Origin of the sequence: Pseudomonas sp. NPDC090592, from assembly GCF_044769185.1 — a bacterium.
Lineage (GTDB): Bacteria > Pseudomonadota > Gammaproteobacteria > Pseudomonadales > Pseudomonadaceae > Aquipseudomonas.
The window spans coordinates 165666-182553 of sequence record NZ_JBIVXJ010000003.1; the positions used below are offsets into that span (position 1 = coordinate 165666).

The 16888-nt window shown below is 63.0% G+C and carries 18 protein-coding genes; 12 read left to right on the forward strand and 6 right to left on the reverse strand.

Annotated elements, in window-relative coordinates; translation table 11 throughout:
- The first annotated feature begins 316 nt into the window (after nucleotides 1–316).
- The 11 genes from oscA (at nucleotide 317) to ACIQUI_RS03705 (ending at nucleotide 9519) form a co-directional block, all read left to right on the forward strand.
- Entirely contained in the window at nucleotides 317–499 is a 183-nt protein-coding gene (gene oscA / locus ACIQUI_RS03655) for a sulfur starvation response protein OscA (RefSeq protein ID WP_003248957.1), read from the forward strand.
- A 50-nt stretch (nucleotides 500–549) separates the two neighbouring features.
- On the forward strand, nucleotides 550–1557 hold the full coding sequence (locus ACIQUI_RS03660) for a sulfate ABC transporter substrate-binding protein (RefSeq protein WP_201201216.1): 1008 nt from the start codon (nucleotides 550–552) through the stop codon (nucleotides 1555–1557).
- Nucleotides 1558–1743: 186 nt separating this feature from the next.
- Nucleotides 1744–2562: a sulfate ABC transporter permease subunit CysT gene (gene cysT, locus ACIQUI_RS03665; RefSeq protein ID WP_403195025.1), complete on the forward strand. Its 819-nt coding sequence runs from the start codon at nucleotides 1744–1746 to the stop codon at nucleotides 2560–2562.
- 11 nt (nucleotides 2563–2573) lie between these two features.
- A complete protein-coding gene (gene cysW, locus ACIQUI_RS03670) occupies nucleotides 2574–3446 on the forward strand; it encodes a sulfate ABC transporter permease subunit CysW (RefSeq protein ID WP_060498120.1) in 873 nt (290 codons plus the stop codon).
- Nucleotides 3447–3449: 3 nt separating this feature from the next.
- On the forward strand, nucleotides 3450–4439 hold the full coding sequence (locus ACIQUI_RS03675) for a sulfate/molybdate ABC transporter ATP-binding protein (RefSeq protein WP_403195027.1): 990 nt from the start codon (nucleotides 3450–3452) through the stop codon (nucleotides 4437–4439).
- A 397-nt stretch (nucleotides 4440–4836) separates the two neighbouring features.
- Nucleotides 4837–5637 carry an energy transducer TonB gene (locus ACIQUI_RS03680; RefSeq protein ID WP_403195028.1) on the forward strand — a complete coding sequence of 267 codons (801 nt, stop codon included), beginning with the start codon at nucleotides 4837–4839 and terminating at the stop codon, nucleotides 5635–5637.
- Nucleotides 5638–5667: 30 nt separating this feature from the next.
- Nucleotides 5668–6387 carry a MotA/TolQ/ExbB proton channel family protein gene (locus ACIQUI_RS03685; protein WP_012274720.1) on the forward strand — a complete coding sequence of 240 codons (720 nt, stop codon included), beginning with the start codon at nucleotides 5668–5670 and terminating at the stop codon, nucleotides 6385–6387.
- A gap of 1 nt (nucleotide 6388) precedes the next feature.
- Nucleotides 6389–6790: a biopolymer transporter ExbD gene (locus tag ACIQUI_RS03690; protein WP_016712576.1), complete on the forward strand. Its 402-nt coding sequence runs from the start codon at nucleotides 6389–6391 to the stop codon at nucleotides 6788–6790.
- Between the two features lie 291 nt (nucleotides 6791–7081).
- The gene (locus ACIQUI_RS03695) at nucleotides 7082–7663 is read left to right on the forward strand and encodes an alpha/beta hydrolase (RefSeq protein WP_403195030.1); all 582 of its coding nucleotides are present in this window, start codon (nucleotides 7082–7084) and stop codon (nucleotides 7661–7663) included.
- Nucleotides 7664–7727: 64 nt separating this feature from the next.
- On the forward strand, nucleotides 7728–8558 hold the full coding sequence (locus ACIQUI_RS03700; RefSeq protein ID WP_403195032.1) for a sigma 54-interacting transcriptional regulator: 831 nt from the start codon (nucleotides 7728–7730) through the stop codon (nucleotides 8556–8558).
- A gap of 175 nt (nucleotides 8559–8733) precedes the next feature.
- The gene (locus tag ACIQUI_RS03705) at nucleotides 8734–9519 is read left to right on the forward strand and encodes a MetQ/NlpA family ABC transporter substrate-binding protein (RefSeq protein WP_016502129.1); all 786 of its coding nucleotides are present in this window, start codon (nucleotides 8734–8736) and stop codon (nucleotides 9517–9519) included.
- A gap of 219 nt (nucleotides 9520–9738) precedes the next feature.
- On the opposite strand, the gene ACIQUI_RS03710 is transcribed toward ACIQUI_RS03705, so the two are convergent.
- Complete coding sequence (locus ACIQUI_RS03710; RefSeq protein WP_403195034.1) at nucleotides 9739–10557, reverse strand: alpha/beta fold hydrolase; 819 nt, start codon at nucleotides 10555–10557, stop codon at nucleotides 9739–9741.
- Nucleotides 10558–10628: 71 nt separating this feature from the next.
- The gene (locus ACIQUI_RS03715; RefSeq protein ID WP_403195035.1) at nucleotides 10629–12992 is read right to left on the reverse strand and encodes a penicillin acylase family protein; all 2364 of its coding nucleotides are present in this window, start codon (nucleotides 12990–12992) and stop codon (nucleotides 10629–10631) included.
- Between the two features lie 86 nt (nucleotides 12993–13078).
- On the opposite strand from ACIQUI_RS03715, the gene ACIQUI_RS03720 reads away from it, so the two are divergent.
- Nucleotides 13079–13630 carry a sugar O-acetyltransferase gene (locus ACIQUI_RS03720; RefSeq protein ID WP_403195037.1) on the forward strand — a complete coding sequence of 184 codons (552 nt, stop codon included), beginning with the start codon at nucleotides 13079–13081 and terminating at the stop codon, nucleotides 13628–13630.
- A 38-nt stretch (nucleotides 13631–13668) separates the two neighbouring features.
- Here ACIQUI_RS03720 and ACIQUI_RS03725 read toward each other — a convergent pair whose 3' ends face one another.
- The 4 genes from ACIQUI_RS03725 to ACIQUI_RS03740 all read right to left on the reverse strand — a co-directional run bounded on the left by ACIQUI_RS03725 (nucleotide 13669) and on the right by ACIQUI_RS03740 (nucleotide 16792).
- The gene (locus ACIQUI_RS03725) at nucleotides 13669–13944 is read right to left on the reverse strand and encodes a bacteriocin immunity protein (protein ID WP_403195039.1); all 276 of its coding nucleotides are present in this window, start codon (nucleotides 13942–13944) and stop codon (nucleotides 13669–13671) included.
- Complete coding sequence (locus ACIQUI_RS03730; protein WP_403195040.1) at nucleotides 13941–14552, reverse strand: S-type pyocin domain-containing protein; 612 nt, start codon at nucleotides 14550–14552, stop codon at nucleotides 13941–13943. Before ACIQUI_RS03730 ends, ACIQUI_RS03725 begins: the two co-directional genes overlap by 4 nt.
- On the reverse strand, nucleotides 14539–16146 hold the full coding sequence (locus tag ACIQUI_RS03735; RefSeq protein ID WP_403195042.1) for an S-type pyocin domain-containing protein: 1608 nt from the start codon (nucleotides 16144–16146) through the stop codon (nucleotides 14539–14541). Before ACIQUI_RS03735 ends, ACIQUI_RS03730 begins: the two co-directional genes overlap by 14 nt.
- Before the next feature lie 82 nt (nucleotides 16147–16228).
- Nucleotides 16229–16792 carry a DUF6436 domain-containing protein gene (locus tag ACIQUI_RS03740; protein WP_403195043.1) on the reverse strand — a complete coding sequence of 188 codons (564 nt, stop codon included), beginning with the start codon at nucleotides 16790–16792 and terminating at the stop codon, nucleotides 16229–16231.
- Nucleotides 16793–16888: the final 96 nt, after the last annotated feature.

A 16888-nucleotide genomic window follows, 5' to 3' on the forward strand; every position in this document is an offset into this window, starting at 1 on the left:
CTCTGTTTTTATTTTTTTTTTCCCCTCTCGTCTTTCTGCCGTGGGGGGGCGGGGGGGGGGGCGCCGCCCCCCCCCCCCCCCGCCCCCCGCCCCCCCGCCCCGCCGGCCCCCCCCCCCCCCCCCCCCCCCCCCCCCCCCCCCCCCCCCGCTCCCACAGAGGCATGTTGTCGCCTTCAAAATCGTCTTTGAATTTTGGTTATATAAACATTCTTAAACAGTATTTTTAAGAATAACTCCGCCTCACTACTATTGCCCTCAAGCCAGGCGCAAATCCCCTTCAAACCCTGCCCGGCACCTCACTCCAAGGAGAACGAGCATGAGTGCATCTCTGCGTAGCATCGACGGTCAGGACGAAGCCACCATTCTGCGGGAAATCCAGAGCGCGCTGCGCGACCTGCGTTTCGGTGCGGTGGAGATCACTGTGCACAACGCTCAGGTCGTACAGATCGAGCGCAAGGAGAAGTTCCGCCTGCAACAGCCCGGCAACAAGCCCGGCTGATCTGCGCCACAACATCCAAAACTAGAAAAATGCCAATCGGGAGCTTCACCATGTCCATCCGCCGTTATGCGCTTGCCGCCCTGGCCAGTGCTGTTTTTGCCGGTTCCGCCATCGCCAAGGACTACGAACTGCTGAACGTGTCCTACGACCCGACCCGCGAGCTGTACCAGCAGTACAACGCCGAGTTCATCAAGCACTGGCAGCAGGCCCACCCGGGCGACAAGGTGAAGATCCAGCAATCCCACGGCGGCTCGGGCAAGCAGGGCCGCGCGGTGATCGACGGCCTGCGCGCCGACGTGGTGACCCTGGCCCTGGCCGGCGACATCGACGAAATCGCCAAGCTCGGCAAGACCCTGCCGGACAACTGGCAGACCCGCCTGCCGGACGCCAGCACCCCATATACCTCGACCATCGTGTTCCTGGTGCGCAAGGGCAACCCGAAAGGCATCAAGGACTGGGGCGACCTGATCAAGAAAGACGTCTCGGTGATCACCCCCAACCCGAAAACCTCCGGCGGTGCCCGCTGGAACTTCCTGGCCGCCTGGGCCTACGGCCTGAAGACCGGCGGTAGCGAAGACAAGGCAAAGGAATACGTACAGGAGCTGTTCAAGCACGTACCGGTGCTGGATACCGGCGCCCGTGGCTCGACCATTACCTTCGTCAACAACGGCCAGGGCGACGTGTTGCTGGCCTGGGAAAACGAAGCCTTCCTGGCGCTGAAGGAAGACGGTGGCGCCGACAAGTTCGACATCGTCGTGCCGTCGCTGTCGATCCTGGCTGAGCCGCCAGTTGCCGTGGTGGACAAGAACGCCGAGAAGAAGGGCAATACCGAGATCGCCACCGAATACCTCAAGCACCTGTACAGCCCGGCCGGGCAGAAGATTGCCGCCGAGAACTTCTACCGCCCGCGTGACGAGAAAGTGGCTGCCGAATTCGGCAAGCAGTTCCCGAAACTCGACCTGGTAACCATCGACAAGGACTTTGGTGGCTGGAAGACTGCACAACCGAAATTCTTCAATGATGGCGGTGTGTTCGACCAGATCTATCAGGCACAGTAAGGGCCACGGAAAAGCGGGGCCGCTTTGCGGCCCATCGCGACACAAGGCCGCTCCTACAGGGGATACGCGTTCTTCTTGTAGGAGCGGCCTTGCGTCGCGATGGGCTGCGCAGCAGCCCCGGGATTTCAGAAGCTAGCACCGGCCCGGGATCGATCCCGGGCCAAGTGCATTCACCCAGGGATACTTATGTCACGTCGCATCTCCCCCGTCATACCCGGCTTCGGGCTGACGCTGGGCTACACCTTGGTGTACCTCAGCCTGATCGTGCTGATACCGCTGGCGGCCATGTTCATCCATGCCTCGCAGCTTACCTTCGAGCAGTTCTGGAACATCATCAGAGCGCCGCGGGTGATCGCCGCGCTCAAGCTGAGTTTTGGCACCGCCCTGTTCGCCGCCATCATCAACGGTGTGATCGGCACCCTGCTGGCCTGGGTGCTGGTGCGCTACACCTTCCCCGGGCGCAAGGTCATCGACGCGATGATCGACCTGCCGTTCGCCCTGCCCACCGCCGTTGCCGGTATCGCCCTGACCGCCCTGTACGCGCCCCAGGGCTGGGTCGGCCAGTTCGCTACCGACCTGGGCTTCAAGATCGCCTATACCCCGCTGGGCATCACCCTGGCGCTGACCTTTGTCACCTTGCCGTTCGTGGTGCGCACGGTGCAGCCGGTGTTGGCCGATATCCCGCGTGAAGTGGAAGAGGCCGCCGCCTGCCTGGGCGCGAAACCTCTGCAGGTGTTCCGCCATATCCTGGCACCGGCCCTGTTGCCAGCCTGGCTCACCGGCTTTGCCCTGGCCTTCGCCCGCGGCGTCGGCGAGTATGGTTCGGTGATCTTCATTGCCGGCAACATGCCGATGAAGACCGAGATCCTGCCGCTGCTGATCATGGTCAAGCTCGACCAGTACGACTACACCGGCGCCACTGCCATCGGCGTGCTGATGCTGGTGGTTTCCTTCATCTTGCTGCTGCTGATCAACTTGCTGCAGCGCCGCATCGAAACCCCTTGAAGGAGGCCGGCATGTCCAGTTCATCCCTGAGTGCAAGCGCGGCTGCCAACGCTGCCCGCCGTGGCAATGCTACTTCGCGGCGTATCCTGATCGGCCTCGGCTGGCTGGTGTTCGCCCTGTTCCTGCTGCTGCCACTGGTGATCGTGGTGTCGCAGGCACTGAAGAACGGTTTTGGTACTTTCTTCGAGGCGATCTTCGAGCCCGATGCATTGTCGGCACTGAAGCTCACCTTGCTCGCCGTGGTCATTTCGGTGCCGCTTAACCTCGTGTTCGGCGTCAGCGCCGCTTGGTGCGTAAGCAAGTACACCTTCCGTGGCAAGAGTATCCTGGTCACCCTGATCGACCTGCCGTTCTCGGTCTCGCCGGTTATCGCCGGCCTGGTCTACGTGCTGATGTTCGGCGCGCAAGGCCTGTTCGGGCCGTGGCTGCAGGACCACGACATCCAGATCGTGTTCGCCCTGCCGGGCATCGTCCTGGCAACCATCTTCGTCACCGTGCCGTTCGTGGCCCGTGAGCTGATCCCGCTGATGCAGGAGCAGGGCACGCAAGAAGAGGAGGCCGCACGCCTGCTCGGCGCCAACGGCTGGCAGATGTTCTGGCACGTGACCCTGCCGAACATCAAATGGGGCCTGATCTATGGCGTGGTGCTGTGTACCGCGCGGGCCATGGGCGAGTTTGGCGCAGTGTCGGTGGTGTCCGGCCACATCCGTGGCGTGACCAACACCTTGCCGCTGCACGTAGAGATCCTCTACAACGAGTACAACCACGTCGCGGCCTTCAGCGTGGCCAGCCTGTTGCTGATCCTGGCGCTCTTCATCCTGCTGCTCAAGCAGTGGAGCGAGAACCGTATTAACCGCCTGCGCCACAGCGCCGCGGAGGAATGATTCATGTCGATCGAAGTTCGTAATGTCAGCAAGCGCTTCAACAGCTTCCAGGCCCTGAACAACATCAACCTGGACATCAACAGCGGCGAGCTGGTGGCCCTGTTGGGGCCGTCCGGCTGCGGCAAGACCACATTGCTGCGCATCATTGCCGGCCTGGAAACCCCGGACCAGGGCAACATCGTGTTCCACGGCGAGGACGTGTCCGGCCATGACGTGCGCGACCGCAACGTCGGCTTCGTGTTCCAGCACTATGCGTTGTTCCGCCACATGAGTGTGTTCGACAACGTCGCCTTCGGCCTGCGCATGAAGCCCAAGGGCGAGCGCCCGAGCGAAAGCAAGATTGCCGAAAAGGTGCATGAGCTGCTGAACATGGTGCAGCTGGACTGGTTGTCCGACCGCTACCCCGAGCAGTTGTCTGGTGGCCAGCGCCAGCGGATTGCCCTGGCCCGGGCACTGGCAGTGGAGCCCAAGGTATTGCTGCTGGACGAGCCGTTCGGTGCACTGGATGCCAAGGTGCGTAAAGAGCTGCGCCGCTGGCTGGCGCGGTTGCACGAGGACATCAACCTGACCTCGGTGTTCGTGACCCACGACCAGGAAGAAGCCATGGAAGTGGCTGACCGCATCGTGGTGATGAACAAGGGCGTGATCGAGCAGATCGGCTCGCCGGGCGAGGTATACGAGCAGCCGGCCAACGATTTCGTCTACCACTTCCTCGGTGATTCCAACCGCCTGGCCTTGAGCGAAGGGCACCACGTGCTGTTCCGCCCGCATGAAGTGTCGCTGTCGCGGCATGAGACCGAAGGCCACCATGCGGCCGAGGTGCGTGACATTCGGCCGTTGGGTGCGACCACACGGGTGACCTTGAAGGTGGAAGGGCAGAGCGATCTGATCGAGGCCGAGGTGGTCAAGGACCATGACAGCCTGACCGGGTTGGCGCGAGGGGAGACGTTGTTCTTCCGGCCTAAGGTCTGGCAGAAGGTGGCGGATATCTGACGCCTTTGCTGACGAAAAGCCCGGGGTTGGTCCCGGGCTTTTTTATGCCTGTGAAATTGCCGGGGCTGCTTTGCAGCCCATCGCCGGCAAGCCAGCTCCCACATGGATTGCATCGACTGCGGGCCATGTGCAGTACCTGTGGGAGCTGGCTTGCCGGCGATCGAGGGCGCAGCCCTCGCGGCAATTGCATGCCTTACGCGAATATTTTGCATGCCCACAATGCATCGCCTTAAGGCCCCCAAGCCACAGCCCGCGAAATCCGCGGCCTTGGCATGACCCAGCAAAAACAATATTCACTAAAGTTCTAACCATAATTTTAAACATTACTTTAAGAGATAAGCCCCTGCCCCCGATGATTCAGCCACACACCTGAATCGAGACCCCAGGAGTTTGATCAATGGGTAATGTCCAGTCGGCCGTTCGGGCCTACGACCAGCCATGGCGCCCGGCCCCGGGTGACCTGGTCGAGCTTGGACGCACGCTTCGCCTGCCACTGGGCCAGCTGCGCCTGCAACGCACGCCGGTCAGCGGGCTCAAGCGCCGCGACAAGCTGGTGTTGGGCCTGCTGGTGCTGGCCCTGCATGGCGCTGCCGCGTACTGGGTCAGCCAGGCACCCACACCCGCGCTGCCGGTAGTACCGCCACAGGTGCCGCCCATGACCATCGAGTTCGCCGCGCCTGCCCCGCCTGTGGTCGAGCCGCCGCCACCAGCGCCCGCGCCGCCGGTAGTCGAGCCACCGCCACCACCGCCGGTAGTCGATGAGCTGGCCGCCAAGCCCAAACCCAAGCCGAAGCCCGTGCCCAAGCCGGTAGTCAAGCAAGCGCCAAAGCCACAGCCCAAGCCGGTCGAAGCGCCGCCACCAGCACCGGTGGCCGCCCCGGCGCCGCCTGCGCCAGCACCACCGGCGCCGGCCCCGATAACCCCGGCATCGGCCAACGCCGCGTACCTGAAGAACCCGGCGCCGGAATACCCGCAGATGGCCCAGCGCCGTGGTTGGGAGGGCACCGTGCTGTTGCGCGTAGAGGTGCTGCCCAGTGGCAAGCCAGGGCAGATCCAGGTCCAGAAGAGCAGCGGCCGTGATGCCCTCGACGCCGCCGCGCTGGCCGCGGTCAAGCGCTGGAGCTTCGTGCCCGCCAAGCAGGGCGACGTGGCCCAGACCGGCTGGGTCAGCGTGCCGATCGATTTCAAGCTTCGCTAACTTTTTCGCAGAACACAGGAAGACATCATCATGAGCCTGCTGGCATCCCCCCTCGAATCCGTTGAAAGCGCAGTCATCTGGCTGCTGGTTGGTTTCTCTGTCGTCACCTGGGGCCTGGCCCTGGTCAAGGTCGCGCAGTTTGTGCGGCTGAAGAATCAGGACAAGCGCTTCCACCAGCAGTTCTGGGCGGCCTCCAGCCTGGACTCGGCCGCCGAGCTCAGCCACGAACTGCCCGGCCCGGCTGCCCGCGTTGCCCAGTCTGGGTACGCCGCGATTGCCGTAGGTGACACCCAGGCCAACGACCTGAGCCATGCCATCAACCACCAGGACCGCCTGGAACGCGCCCTGCGCCAGCAGATCGTGCGTGAACGCCGCTCGCTGGAAACCGGCCTGGCAGTGGTCGCCAGTATCGGCAGCACCTCGCCCTTCATCGGCCTTTTCGGCACCGTATGGGGCATCATGGAAGCGCTCAAGGGCATCAGCGCAGCCGGCTCTGCCAGCCTGGAAACCGTCGCCGGGCCAATCGGTGCGGCCTTGGTGGCAACCGGTGTGGGTATTGCCGTCGCCGTGCCGGCGGTGCTGGTCTACAACTACTTCCTGCGCCGCCTCAAGCTGACCGCTGCCGACCTCGATGACTTCGCCCACGACTTCTACAGCCTGGCGCAGAAGAGTGCCTTCCGCGTGCTGGTGCACCCGGCCGTGCAAAAGGCCCAGGCCGGTTTCACCCAGCCGGTGAAGGAGGCGTCCTGACATGGCCTTTTCGACCCAGGACAGCGACGAAGTCCTCAGTGAAATCAACGTCACGCCGTTGGTGGATGTCATGTTGGTGCTGCTGGTGGTGTTCATCGTCACCGCGCCGCTGCTGACCAACGCCATCCCCATCAACCTGCCCAAGACCGAGGCCGTGGCCCCGGTGGAGCAGAAGGACCCACTGGTGGTCAGTATCGACGGTGAAGGCAAGCTGTTCATCAACAAGGACCAGATCCAGCCCGATCTGCTGGAAACCAGCCTCAAGGCCGCCAAGGACAAGGACGCAGACGTGCGCGTGCAGTTGCAGGCCGACGATGGCGTGAACTACGGCGAAGTGGCGCGGGCCATGGCCGCAATCGAACGTGCGGGGATCAGCAAGCTGGCGGTGATTACCGCGCGCTGAGCCGCATCAACCCTCTTCAGGCAAGTGCTTGTGGGCCACATCTCTTGGCAGGGGTTGGCCCTTTTTTTATGCCTGCGCGATACCTGTGGGAGCGGGCGCGCCCGCGAACACCGGCAGAGCCGGTGCCATCCACCGCGTCGCCTGCTTCGCGGGCTTGCCCGCTCCCACAGGGACCGCGTAGCGCTCAGGATGTTGATTTTGGTTATTAATAAATAGCTTCTTATTCCTTTACGAATATAACTCCCTCCCTATACTGGTCTCCAAGCACGCAAACTTACTGGAGGCGTCCCCATGCGCAATGAGTCGATTCGCTACCTGATTGTGCCGGGCTGGCAAGGATCGCCAGACAACCATTGGCAAAGTCACTGGCAGCGCACGCTGCCCAACAGTGCCAGGGTCGAGCAGGCTGACTGGCTGACCCCGCAACGGCAGGACTGGGTGCAGGCGCTGGAGCAGGCAATTGCCGCCGAGCGCTCGCCGGTGATCCTGATTGCCCACAGCCTGGGCTGCATCACCGTCGCCCACTGGGCCGCGCAGGCCAGCCCGGCTTTGCTGCGACGCGTGCGTGGTGCGCTGTTGGTGGCGCCAGCGGATGTCGAGCGGCCCACCTGCGCGCCTGCCTTGCGCAACTTCGCGCCGATCCCGACCGACGCCTTGCCGTTCCCCAGCCAGGTGGTCAGCTCGGACAACGACCCGGCCGTGAACGTGCCACGGGCGCTGTACCTGGCCCAGGCATGGGGCGCCGAGGCAGGGCTGCTGAGCAATGCCGGGCACATCAACGTCAAGTCCGGCCATGAGCGCTGGGAACAAGGCTTCGCCTACCTGTACCGCTTGCAGAGCCGGGTTGAGCAGCGCGCACTGCGTCGCGCCTGACAGCCCTTGCTGTTTTCCGTTTACCTGACGCCCGGCCTGAGCAGGCCTGGGGCGGGAGTTCGTCATGACGTTTCAAAACCCGTTTGGCCAGCCTCTGCTGACCTTCCCCGAGCTGGACAAGAGCCCGCTGAGCATCCGCGCCAAGGCCTTGGTGTTCATCGACCCGCGTTCGCAGCAATTGCGTGAGGACCTTGAGCGCCTGGCGCCGCAACCCTTGCCTGTGCTGATCCGTGGCGAGACCGGCACCGGCAAGGAGTTGCTGGCCCGGCAAATCCACCGTGCCAGCGACCGTGGCGGGTTGTTCGTGTCGGTCAACTGCGCGGCCATCAGCCCCACCTACGCCGATGCCGAACTGTTCGGCTACAGCGCCGGCAGCCATGGCGGTACGGCCAGCAGCCGCGCCGGCTGGTTCGGTTCGGCCAACGGCGGCACGCTGTACCTGGACGAGATTGCCGACTTGCCGCAGGCCATCCAGGGCAAGCTGCTGGCGGCCCTGGAAAACCGCGAGGTGACCCGGGTGGGCGCGCAGCAGCCACAGCCGGTGGATGTGCGGCTGGTGGCCGCGACCAGCATCGACCTGGCGCGGGTGGTACAAGCGGGGCGCTTCAACGAACGCCTGTACCAGTACCTGCGTGAGGGTGCGCTGGAACTGCCGCCGCTGCGCGAGCGGCCGGGCGACATTCTGCCGCTGGCCGAGTACTTCGTGGGCATCTACAGCGTCCGGCTGCAGCGGCCAGTGCCGCTGGTGAGCGAGGCGGCGCAGAAGGTACTGGAAGCGCATTTCTGGCCTGGTAATACCCGGGAACTGGAGAACGTCATCCACTTTGCCTTGCTGGTGAATGACGGCGAAGAGATCCAGCCAGAGGACCTCGACCTGCTCAACACCGCGCGCTAGACATTGCTCATAAGCAAAATGACTGATGGCAATTTGTTTTTGGAATAAGCAACTAAGTAAAAGATATTGTTACGGAATAAAAATTGTAGGTATTGTCCGCCTCACGCCCGCTGGTGAACCGGTTGGGCAACTGATTCGCCATCGTCGATGGCCCAGATCCAGAACAAGGACCACCATGAAGAAGACCCTGCTGACCACTGCCCTGGCCGCTGCCCTGTCGTTCTCCGGCCTGGCCGCCGCCGCCGAGAAACTGGTGGTTGCCGCTACCCCGGTACCGCACGCCGAAATCCTCGAGCTGATCAAGCCGACCCTGGCCAAAGAAGGCGTGGACCTGCAGATCAAGGTCTTCACCGACTACGTGCAGCCGAACGTGCAGGTTGACCAGAAGCGCCTGGACGCCAACTACTTCCAGACCCTGCCGTACCTGAAGAGCTTCAACGAAGGCAAGGGCACCCACCTGGAAACCGTGATTGGTGTGCACGTCGAGCCGTTCGGTGGTTACTCGAAGAAGATCAAGAACCTGTCCGAGCTGAAGGAAGGCGCCACCGTTGCCATCCCTAACGAAGGCAGCAACAGCGGCCGCGCCCTGATCCTGCTGCAGAAAGCTGGCCTGATCACCCTGAAAGACCCGAAAAACGCCCTGGCCACGCCCAAGGACATTGCCGAGAACCCGAAGAAGCTGAAGTTCCGCGAGCTTGAGTCGGCCATGCTGCCGCGTGTGCTGGACCAGGTCGACCTGGACATGATCAACACCAACTACGCCCTGGAAGCCGGCCTGAACCCGGCCAAGGACGCGCTGGTGATCGAAGGTGCCGACTCGCCGTACGTGAACTTCCTGGTTGCCCGCCCGGACAACAAGGACAGCGAAGCCATCCAGAAGCTGGCCAAGGCCCTGACCAGCCCTGAAGTGAAGGAATTCATTGCCAAGAAGTACCAGGGTGCGGTGCTGCCGGCGTTCTGATGCGCTTGCAGTGATGAAAAAACGCCGACGCATATGTGTCGGCGTTTTTGTATCTGGCCGCAGGCTCCTGTGGGAGCGGGCGTGCCCGCGAACACCGGCAGAGCCGGTGCCATCCACCGCGGCGCCTGTTTCGCGGGCACGCCCGCTCCCACAAGGTCCTGCATACGCCGATCAATGTGGGGCTTGCCGGCGATGGGCTGCAAAGCAGCCCCGGCAATTTCAAGCGTTACGCGGTAACCAGTTCAACAGAAACTCATTCACCACTCGCGGGTTCTCCAGGCTGGAGATATGCCCCGCAAACGGGATCTGCGCCGCCAGGCAGCCAATGATCCGCGCCATTTCATTCGACTCTTCCGGCGGCCGGGGAATGTCCTGATCGCCACAGATCACGATGGTCCGCTCACTGGCCAGCTCACCCAGCCGCGACAGCAAGTCGGGCCTGCCAAAAATCACCCGCCCCATCGGATCGAGACTGTCCCGGATCACCTCGGCACTGCTTGCCTTCAGTGCTGCCCGGAAGCCGTCACGGACCTCTGGCACCGTCTGCCCGCCAGCATGGAAGAAGATCGGTACGACGATATCCAGCAACGGCTCCGGGAACAGTCCCGCTGCGCTGGCCGTGTCGAGCAGGCTGAAGTACTTGAGCCGGGTCGCCTCGGGCTCTGCGCCGAGGTAGGTGTCCATCAGTACCAGGCGGTCAATTCGCCCCGGGTTTTCCAGGGCCAGCTGTGCGCCCCACATGCCGCCGACCGACAGGCCGACCAGATGACATTGACCAATGTCCAGTGCGTCCAGCAGTGCCAGGTGCTGGCGCGCCAGGGCGCTCATGTCGGTGGTGGTGGCGGGCGGGGCATCGGAGCCGCCGTGGCCCCACAGTTCCGGCACGATGACGCGGAAGTGTTGTGACAGGGCGTCGATCTGCGGCTGCCACATCTCGGCAGACCACAGGTAGCTGTGGCCGAGCAGGACCGGGAAGCCCTTGCCCTGGTCGATGTAGCTCATGCGTGCGCCGTCGATTTCGATGAAGTTTCTTTGCATGGGATGGGGTCTCGGCTGGGAGGGGTGTAGGGTATTCGAAATTGCCGGGGGCTGCGCAGTAGCCCCCTCGGTCACCCGCCAGGCACCAATCGCAAGGTACTCTGCGCCGGTATCACCCCCATCTGTGCCTTTTGATACTGCCCCTGCACATACCCTTCGGCCTGGTCCGCGTAATGGCGGTCAAACGGCACGCCACTCTGCCCAACCGGGTTGCTGGTCAGCGCCTGCCCGGCATCGGCAAAGTCGATCAGCCGCCGCGTCGACGGCCCGTAGGTCACCGGCCAGGGTGCCGGGCCGATCTTCGCCGAAAGGTTGTTCGGTACCTCATGAGTACCCGGCGCAGCAAACGGCCCAACGTTGAACAGCAGGTTCAGTGGCTTTTTCACCCCCAGCGGATGGTTGTGGGTCAGGGTATGGGCCTTGCCCCACTGCCAGCTGGCCGGGTCGCTGCCCAGGGTATCGCGCAGGTGTTTCAGGCTGCTCTGCCACGCCGTGCGCACCACCTCCGTTCGGCCAGTGCGCTGGTTGCCACCCCGGGTGTTCCACCAGGGCGAATCGGCATCCGCCGCCAGCCGCGGCAGGGCGGCGTCGATGGCGCGGGTGCTGATCAGCACCGGGAACCAGGTGTCGCCCAGTTCGTCGTGCAGGGCTGCGAACGCCAGTTCGTAGAGAAACTGGTTGAACAGCGTGGCGCTGGTCGAGTCCAGCGGGTAGTCGCCGCGCCAGGCAGCCAGCTGCTCTACCAGTTCCTTCTCTTCGTCACCTTCGGCCACCGAGCGCAGGGTTGCCAGCAGCGGTGCTAGGGTGCGCGGGCCGTAATCACTGGCAGTGTCCAGTTGCAAGGCCTGGCTGTTCTGGGTATCCCATTTCACCTCAGGGTTGGCCAGCTGGCGGTCGAGCTGGCGGCCCCGGTCGGGCAGGTTGTAATAGCCCGGTATCGGCACCGCTGCCGGCGGCTGGTAGTTGGCCGAGACGGTATAGCCACGCGCCGGGTTCTCTTGCTGCGGGTTGACGCTGAAGGGGTAGAAGCCGAGCTTGTCGGCTTGCGCGCTGGCGCCGTCGAGGATGAACGCCGGGTCGACCCCATCAGGGCGGATGGGTAGCTGCGCAGCGGCCCACCAGCCGATATCGCCTCGGGCATTGGCCCAGACAAAGTTCAGCCCCGGCGCATGGACCTTGGCCGCAGCTTCGCGCATCTTGCCTAAGGTGTCGGCGCGGTTGAGCTGATAGAAGCCTTCGAGGATCGGGTTTTCTGTTTCCAGAAACGCCCACCACATGGCGATGGGCGTAGGCCCGGCCGTGGCGCCCAGCACGTCATTGACGATCGGGCCATGGGGGGAGCGGCGCAGGCTGAGGGTGACCGGTGCTTCGCCTTTGACCGCGATCTGCTGTTCGGTCTTCTCCAGCGCCTGCCATTTGCCATCGACCATGACCTGGTTGGCATCGGCCGGGTTGGTGCGTTCGGCAACCAGATCTACATCGTCGTTCTGGAACATGGTCAGGCTCCAGCCGAAGTCGTGGTTATGGCCGAGCAGGGCGAACGGGTTGAGCGCCTGGAAGTAGCCATACAGGTTGAAGCCGGGCGCCGACAGCTCGGCCTCGTACCACACTGCAGGCACTGCAAAACTGATGTGTGGGTCGCCAGCCAGCAATGGCTTGCCACTGCGGGTGTGGCTGCCGGCCACCGCCCAGGCATTGCTGCCTTCGAACTGAGGGATGCCGGCTTCGCCCAGCGCTTCATGGCTGAGGCGGGCAAGGGCTTCCAGGCTTTGCCAGTCGGCAGCGCCCAGTGGCGTTCCCAGCGCCCCCTCGGGCTGCCAGCCGAGGTCGAAGATGTTCAGGTAATCGGGGCCAAGCTGGTCGCGGATGTAGGTCAGCGCAGGTTCTGTGCGGAACGCGGCGGCAAAACTGTAGGCCAGGTAGCCGGCGATGCTCAGGGTGTCCTCGGCTGTGAACGGGCGCGGAGTAATGCCGAGCAGGTCGAATTCCATGGGCTTGGGGTGGCTGGCCTGCCAATTGTTGACCCCGTCGAGGTAGGCTTGCAGGGCTTGCCAGGCCGGCGATTGCGGGTCCTGCCGCTTGGCCATCAGCGCGGCCTGCTCGCGTATGCGCAGGCTACGGAACAATGTGTCGGTGGGCAGCAGCTTTTCACCCAGCACTTCAGCCAGCTCGCCGCGGGCCAGGCGGCGCATGATTTCCATCTGGAACAGCCGGTCCTGGGCATGCACGTAGCCCAGGGCGCGGTACAGGTCTGGCTCGTTCTGCGCTTGCAGGTGCGGCACGCCGCGGGCGTCGTAGCGCACGCTGACCGGCGCCAGCAGGCCGGCAACAGCCACCTCGCCCTCGCGCTGTGGAAGTTTGCCCTGCACATACCAGTAACCGGCGCCAGCGGCCACGGCAACCACCACGGCCAACAGGGTCAGGCTGCGCTTCATGCAAGCTCCTTGTGCGTTCAAGCAGAAAATGTGGTCCGATCATCAGCGGATTCGCGAACAGAGCATAGCCCCCGGAAGGAGTTTCCATGTCCCTCAGCGAAAAACAGAAAATGCTCACCGGCCAGCTCTACCACGCTGGCTGCCCCGAGCTGCAGGCCGAGCAGGTCGCCAACAAACAGTGGATGCACCGTTACAACAGTAGCGTCGAACTACTCAACGCGGCGCGTCACGGGCTGTTGGCTGAACATTTCAACCAGGCCGGCGAAGGCACGGTGATTCGCCCGCCGTTTTATTGTGACTACGGCTACAACATCAGCGTTGGCCGCAATACCTTCATGAACTTCAACTGTGTGATCCTCGACGTGATGCCGGTGCGTATCGGTGACGACTGCCAGATCGGCCCGAATGTGCAGATCTACACCGCCGACCATCCGCTTGACCCTGACCTGCGGCGCAGCGGGCTGGAGAGCGGGCGGCCGGTGACCATCGGCAACAACGTGTGGATAGGCGGTGCGGCGATCATCCTGCCGGGGGTGAGCATTGGCGACAACGCCGTGGTGGGGGCCGGGAGTGTGGTGACCCGCGACGTGCCGGCGGGTGCGACAGTGGTGGGTAACCCGGCGCGGGTGCGCATATGAAGTAAAAAGCCCTGCGGTACTGGCTGCAGGGCTTTGGGTCAGGCGGGTTTGAAACCGGGTTTGCCGTTGGCGGCGCGCCAGGCTTTGACGCGGTTGACGACGCCCTGGGGGCTGACATCCGCTCCTTCTGGAGGGTAATAAATCACGTCGGACCCATCTGGGTGCTCGGTCAACTTCTCGAAGAGGAGGACTGTTTCAATCCGGTGCTTTTCCAGATCGGCACCATTGAGGCCAGTTCGGTCTTCATACAAGTCAGACACCAACGCGAGAAACTCAGGCTCTGTATAGTCTGACAAACTCTGCTTCATCGTCATTGATTGTTCCCTCTATGATGGTTTATGTGGACTTTGGGTGTCATGAGGACCAAGTTGTCGACATCATATACGGCACCACCTTTCGAGATTTCATGCTTGTGATGGATCTCCAGTTTGACTCGCTTTCCTACTCGCTGTTCACGATTGGCGAATGGAGCGAGGCCTTTTTTCATGTCGTCTAGCATTGCGGGTACGATGTGCTTACTAAAGGTTTCATCTGCAGCAATCTCTATCCAGATTGCTTCCTTTAGCCTATCGAACCTACTAAAGCGCCGCCCCCTCAACTGGTCCGCAATCCTCGTAGGAATCGGCGCCCCCGCTGCAGTGGTGGCTGCATCCAGCACCCTGTCTGGTGTGCTAATGCCGTTGCCAGTGGCAACCCCTGGCAAGTTCCGCGGGTTGCGCAGCATCACATAGATCGGCGCCAGTCCCGAGTCTGCCGGGAAGACGATGACATAGTCATCAATGTGCAGGTCGGGCAGCGCGGGGAAGGTGCGGATATCCGGTTCAGGAGGAACGATGATGTTGCCCGGCAGGTATTTTTGCAGGTCTTCTACGATGGTTGCGCCCGGTATGTAGGTGCCCCTCTCGTCGTCATACTGGCCCAAGGTCGAGGGGGGGCGTTGCGGGGTGCCAAAGCAGCGTCGCACCACCCGGGCCTTCAGCGGTAAAACGATAGGCGCCGTGGGTGATATCCCACTGAGCCTGGCGCACACGTACGTCACGCAGCAGGCCGCTGCCATCAGTGGCTGCCAGGTACAGCTCGGTCTGGTTGCCTTGCGGGATGGCATTCATCCGCAGCGGCAGCTCAAGGGCCTGGCCAACCCTACGGTTTGCCTCGTGAGTCAGGTCCGCATCGGGCGACATCATAGCCAGCGGAACGGTGACACCCATGCGCTCGCCATCGCCCAGGCGCGTGGCGTAAAGCATCAGTGATACATACCTGACAGCTCTTAGCAGAGCGCCCGCTAGCAGGCGCTGCCCGGCCTTGGCGAGCGTCTCGGCCAGGCTCTCCCAGATCGGTTCGAACTGCGCTGTGCCACCGCGCGAGGCGCTCATTATCAATGGATGGCTGGTGCTGGCAGTCCAGGCGTTGAAGGTGATCGGGGTATTGCTTGGTGTTTGGCCCGAGAGTGCTGCGAGTAATGCCTGCTCGTCGAAGGCGGCATGCAGGGCAGTGTCCGCCTGATCTCGCAGCTGCTTTACGCCCGGCCCTTCGGCAGGCGCCCTGCTTGCATGCTCGGCCGCCTGGGCTTGCACCTCAGCTTGCAGGGCAAGCAACTCGGCCCGTCGGTCTGCGGAAGCGCCCACGGCCGTCACCCGCAAGGCGAAATCGATCGCGCGGGCTTCGGAACTCAACAGGCCATGAAGCCTGCCCCAGGTGGCGTGCGCCCGTGTCAGGCGAGCCTTCGCCTTGAGCATGTCCGAGGTCTCTCGCTCCAGTTCGCGGCTGTGCTCCAGTGCCGCTTCCTCGGCGATGTCCTCGTGCTGGTGGCGAGCGAAGGCAGTGAGCAAGTTCTGCAGCGCACTGCGTGCTGTCTGGAACTCATGGCTGGTAGCAAGAATGCGTACCAGTGCTTGCTCGGCTAGATTCAGCGTTTGATCGATCTTGCGGTTGTTACTTTCCTTGAACCTGGCTGCGGACAACGCGCTGCGAAGTTGGTGCTGGCGCTGGATCAACTCGCTGCTTTGCTGCTCAAGCAACTTGGCTTCGAACGCGGCCTGGTAGGATGCGAGCCACGCGGTGCGCGGGTCTGCTGGCCCGTTGGGGTTGCGGGTGACTGCCAGGAAGTCGTGAAAGGTACGATGCTCCGGGTCATTGCCGTAGAAGCTGTGGGCCTGTTGACGGGCAGCCTGCAGGCGCGGCCCAAGCTGCGCCTGAAGCTGGCTGATAGCCGCGATTTTTCGCTCGATTGCCTGGACTTCGCTCAGCCCTGCCAGTGAGCCGGCCTGAGTGGCTATGGCTTGCTCAATGTCCTGGCCAAGTTCGGCCTGGCGCCGCTCATGGGCTTCCTTGACCTGGCGCTTGTCGTTTTCGATCTGTGGAATCAGGTCGATGACCAGGCTGCCTGGGCGGAAGCTGGATACCAGCTGATGCGGTACCGGTATGCGGTTGTGGCCCCAGAAAACGCCAGGGACGAAAATCGGCCGGTTGCCGTAAACATGGCTGTTGGGAAGCTCGGTGAAGCCTTGCTGTGACATACAGTTTCTCCGTTGATCTGTATGTCGTTACGGAAATCCTCCCGTGGTTCGATGCTGTAGATATCTATGGGGTACCCACTGTCTACCAGGGGCAGTAGCACCCTATCGCTAAGGTGTTGCTTGCCTGCACCGGCCGCCCTTCGAGCAAGGCTTTGATGATCGGCTCCACGAAACTGTTGCTGGCGTTGCACACCGCACCTTCGCTGTAGGGGCCGAAGTAGGCGAGGTGGCCCTGTTTGTCCCAGATGGCTACGGCCGGGGAAGCGGGCAAGTGTTCGCTGCCGGGCAGGCTGGCGAGGGGCTTGAGGGTGGTGAGGTTGGCGGGCAGTTGGCCGTGGCTGCCGGGTTTTTGCAGCACATGGAAGCTTACGCCCTGGTCGGCGAACTGGCTGATCAGGTCGCCCAGGTGCTGCTGGTTGCCGACGTTGCAGGGGCAGGACGGGTCCCAGAAGTGCACCACGCGGATTGGGCCAGGGCCGGCCAGTTCGGCGGGTAGTTGCAACTGGCTACCGTCGAACAGAGTGGTCTGGTTGTCGAACGGGCGCAGGTAGCGGGCCTGGAAGGTGGTGTAGGCCTGCCAGAGCAGAGCGGTGCAGAGCAGCAGGGCAAGGGCAATCAAGATTGGTTTGACGAGTCGCGTCTGCATGGATGTCCGCGGATATCTTGTGGTGGGTTCACTGGCCCTATCGCCGGCAAGCCAGCTCCCACAGGTTATCCGCTGACCTCAGGCTGGAGGATAACC

Bases quoted from the DNA above. Each gene is read 5' to 3' on its own strand.
- oscA (WP_003248957.1), top strand. From the start codon at position 317: ATGAGTGCATCTCTGCGTAGCATCGACGGTCAGGACGAAGCCACCATT.
- ACIQUI_RS03660 (WP_201201216.1), top strand. From the start codon at position 550: ATGTCCATCCGCCGTTATGCGCTTGCCGCCCTGGCCAGTGCTGTTTTT.
- cysT (WP_403195025.1), top strand. From the start codon at position 1,744: ATGTCACGTCGCATCTCCCCCGTCATACCCGGCTTCGGGCTGACGCTG.
- cysW (WP_060498120.1), top strand. From the start codon at position 2,574: ATGTCCAGTTCATCCCTGAGTGCAAGCGCGGCTGCCAACGCTGCCCGC.
- ACIQUI_RS03675 (WP_403195027.1), top strand. From the start codon at position 3,450: ATGTCGATCGAAGTTCGTAATGTCAGCAAGCGCTTCAACAGCTTCCAG.
- ACIQUI_RS03680 (WP_403195028.1), top strand. From the start codon at position 4,837: ATGGGTAATGTCCAGTCGGCCGTTCGGGCCTACGACCAGCCATGGCGC.
- ACIQUI_RS03685 (WP_012274720.1), top strand. From the start codon at position 5,668: ATGAGCCTGCTGGCATCCCCCCTCGAATCCGTTGAAAGCGCAGTCATC.
- ACIQUI_RS03690 (WP_016712576.1), top strand. From the start codon at position 6,389: ATGGCCTTTTCGACCCAGGACAGCGACGAAGTCCTCAGTGAAATCAAC.
- ACIQUI_RS03695 (WP_403195030.1), top strand. From the start codon at position 7,082: ATGCGCAATGAGTCGATTCGCTACCTGATTGTGCCGGGCTGGCAAGGA.
- ACIQUI_RS03700 (WP_403195032.1), top strand. From the start codon at position 7,728: ATGACGTTTCAAAACCCGTTTGGCCAGCCTCTGCTGACCTTCCCCGAG.
- ACIQUI_RS03705 (WP_016502129.1), top strand. From the start codon at position 8,734: ATGAAGAAGACCCTGCTGACCACTGCCCTGGCCGCTGCCCTGTCGTTC.
- ACIQUI_RS03710 (WP_403195034.1), bottom strand. From the start codon at position 10,557: ATGCAAAGAAACTTCATCGAAATCGACGGCGCACGCATGAGCTACATC.
- ACIQUI_RS03715 (WP_403195035.1), bottom strand. From the start codon at position 12,992: ATGAAGCGCAGCCTGACCCTGTTGGCCGTGGTGGTTGCCGTGGCCGCT.
- ACIQUI_RS03720 (WP_403195037.1), top strand. From the start codon at position 13,079: ATGTCCCTCAGCGAAAAACAGAAAATGCTCACCGGCCAGCTCTACCAC.
- ACIQUI_RS03725 (WP_403195039.1), bottom strand. From the start codon at position 13,944: ATGACGATGAAGCAGAGTTTGTCAGACTATACAGAGCCTGAGTTTCTC.
- ACIQUI_RS03735 (WP_403195042.1), bottom strand. From the start codon at position 16,146: ATGTCACAGCAAGGCTTCACCGAGCTTCCCAACAGCCATGTTTACGGC.
- ACIQUI_RS03740 (WP_403195043.1), bottom strand. From the start codon at position 16,792: ATGCAGACGCGACTCGTCAAACCAATCTTGATTGCCCTTGCCCTGCTG.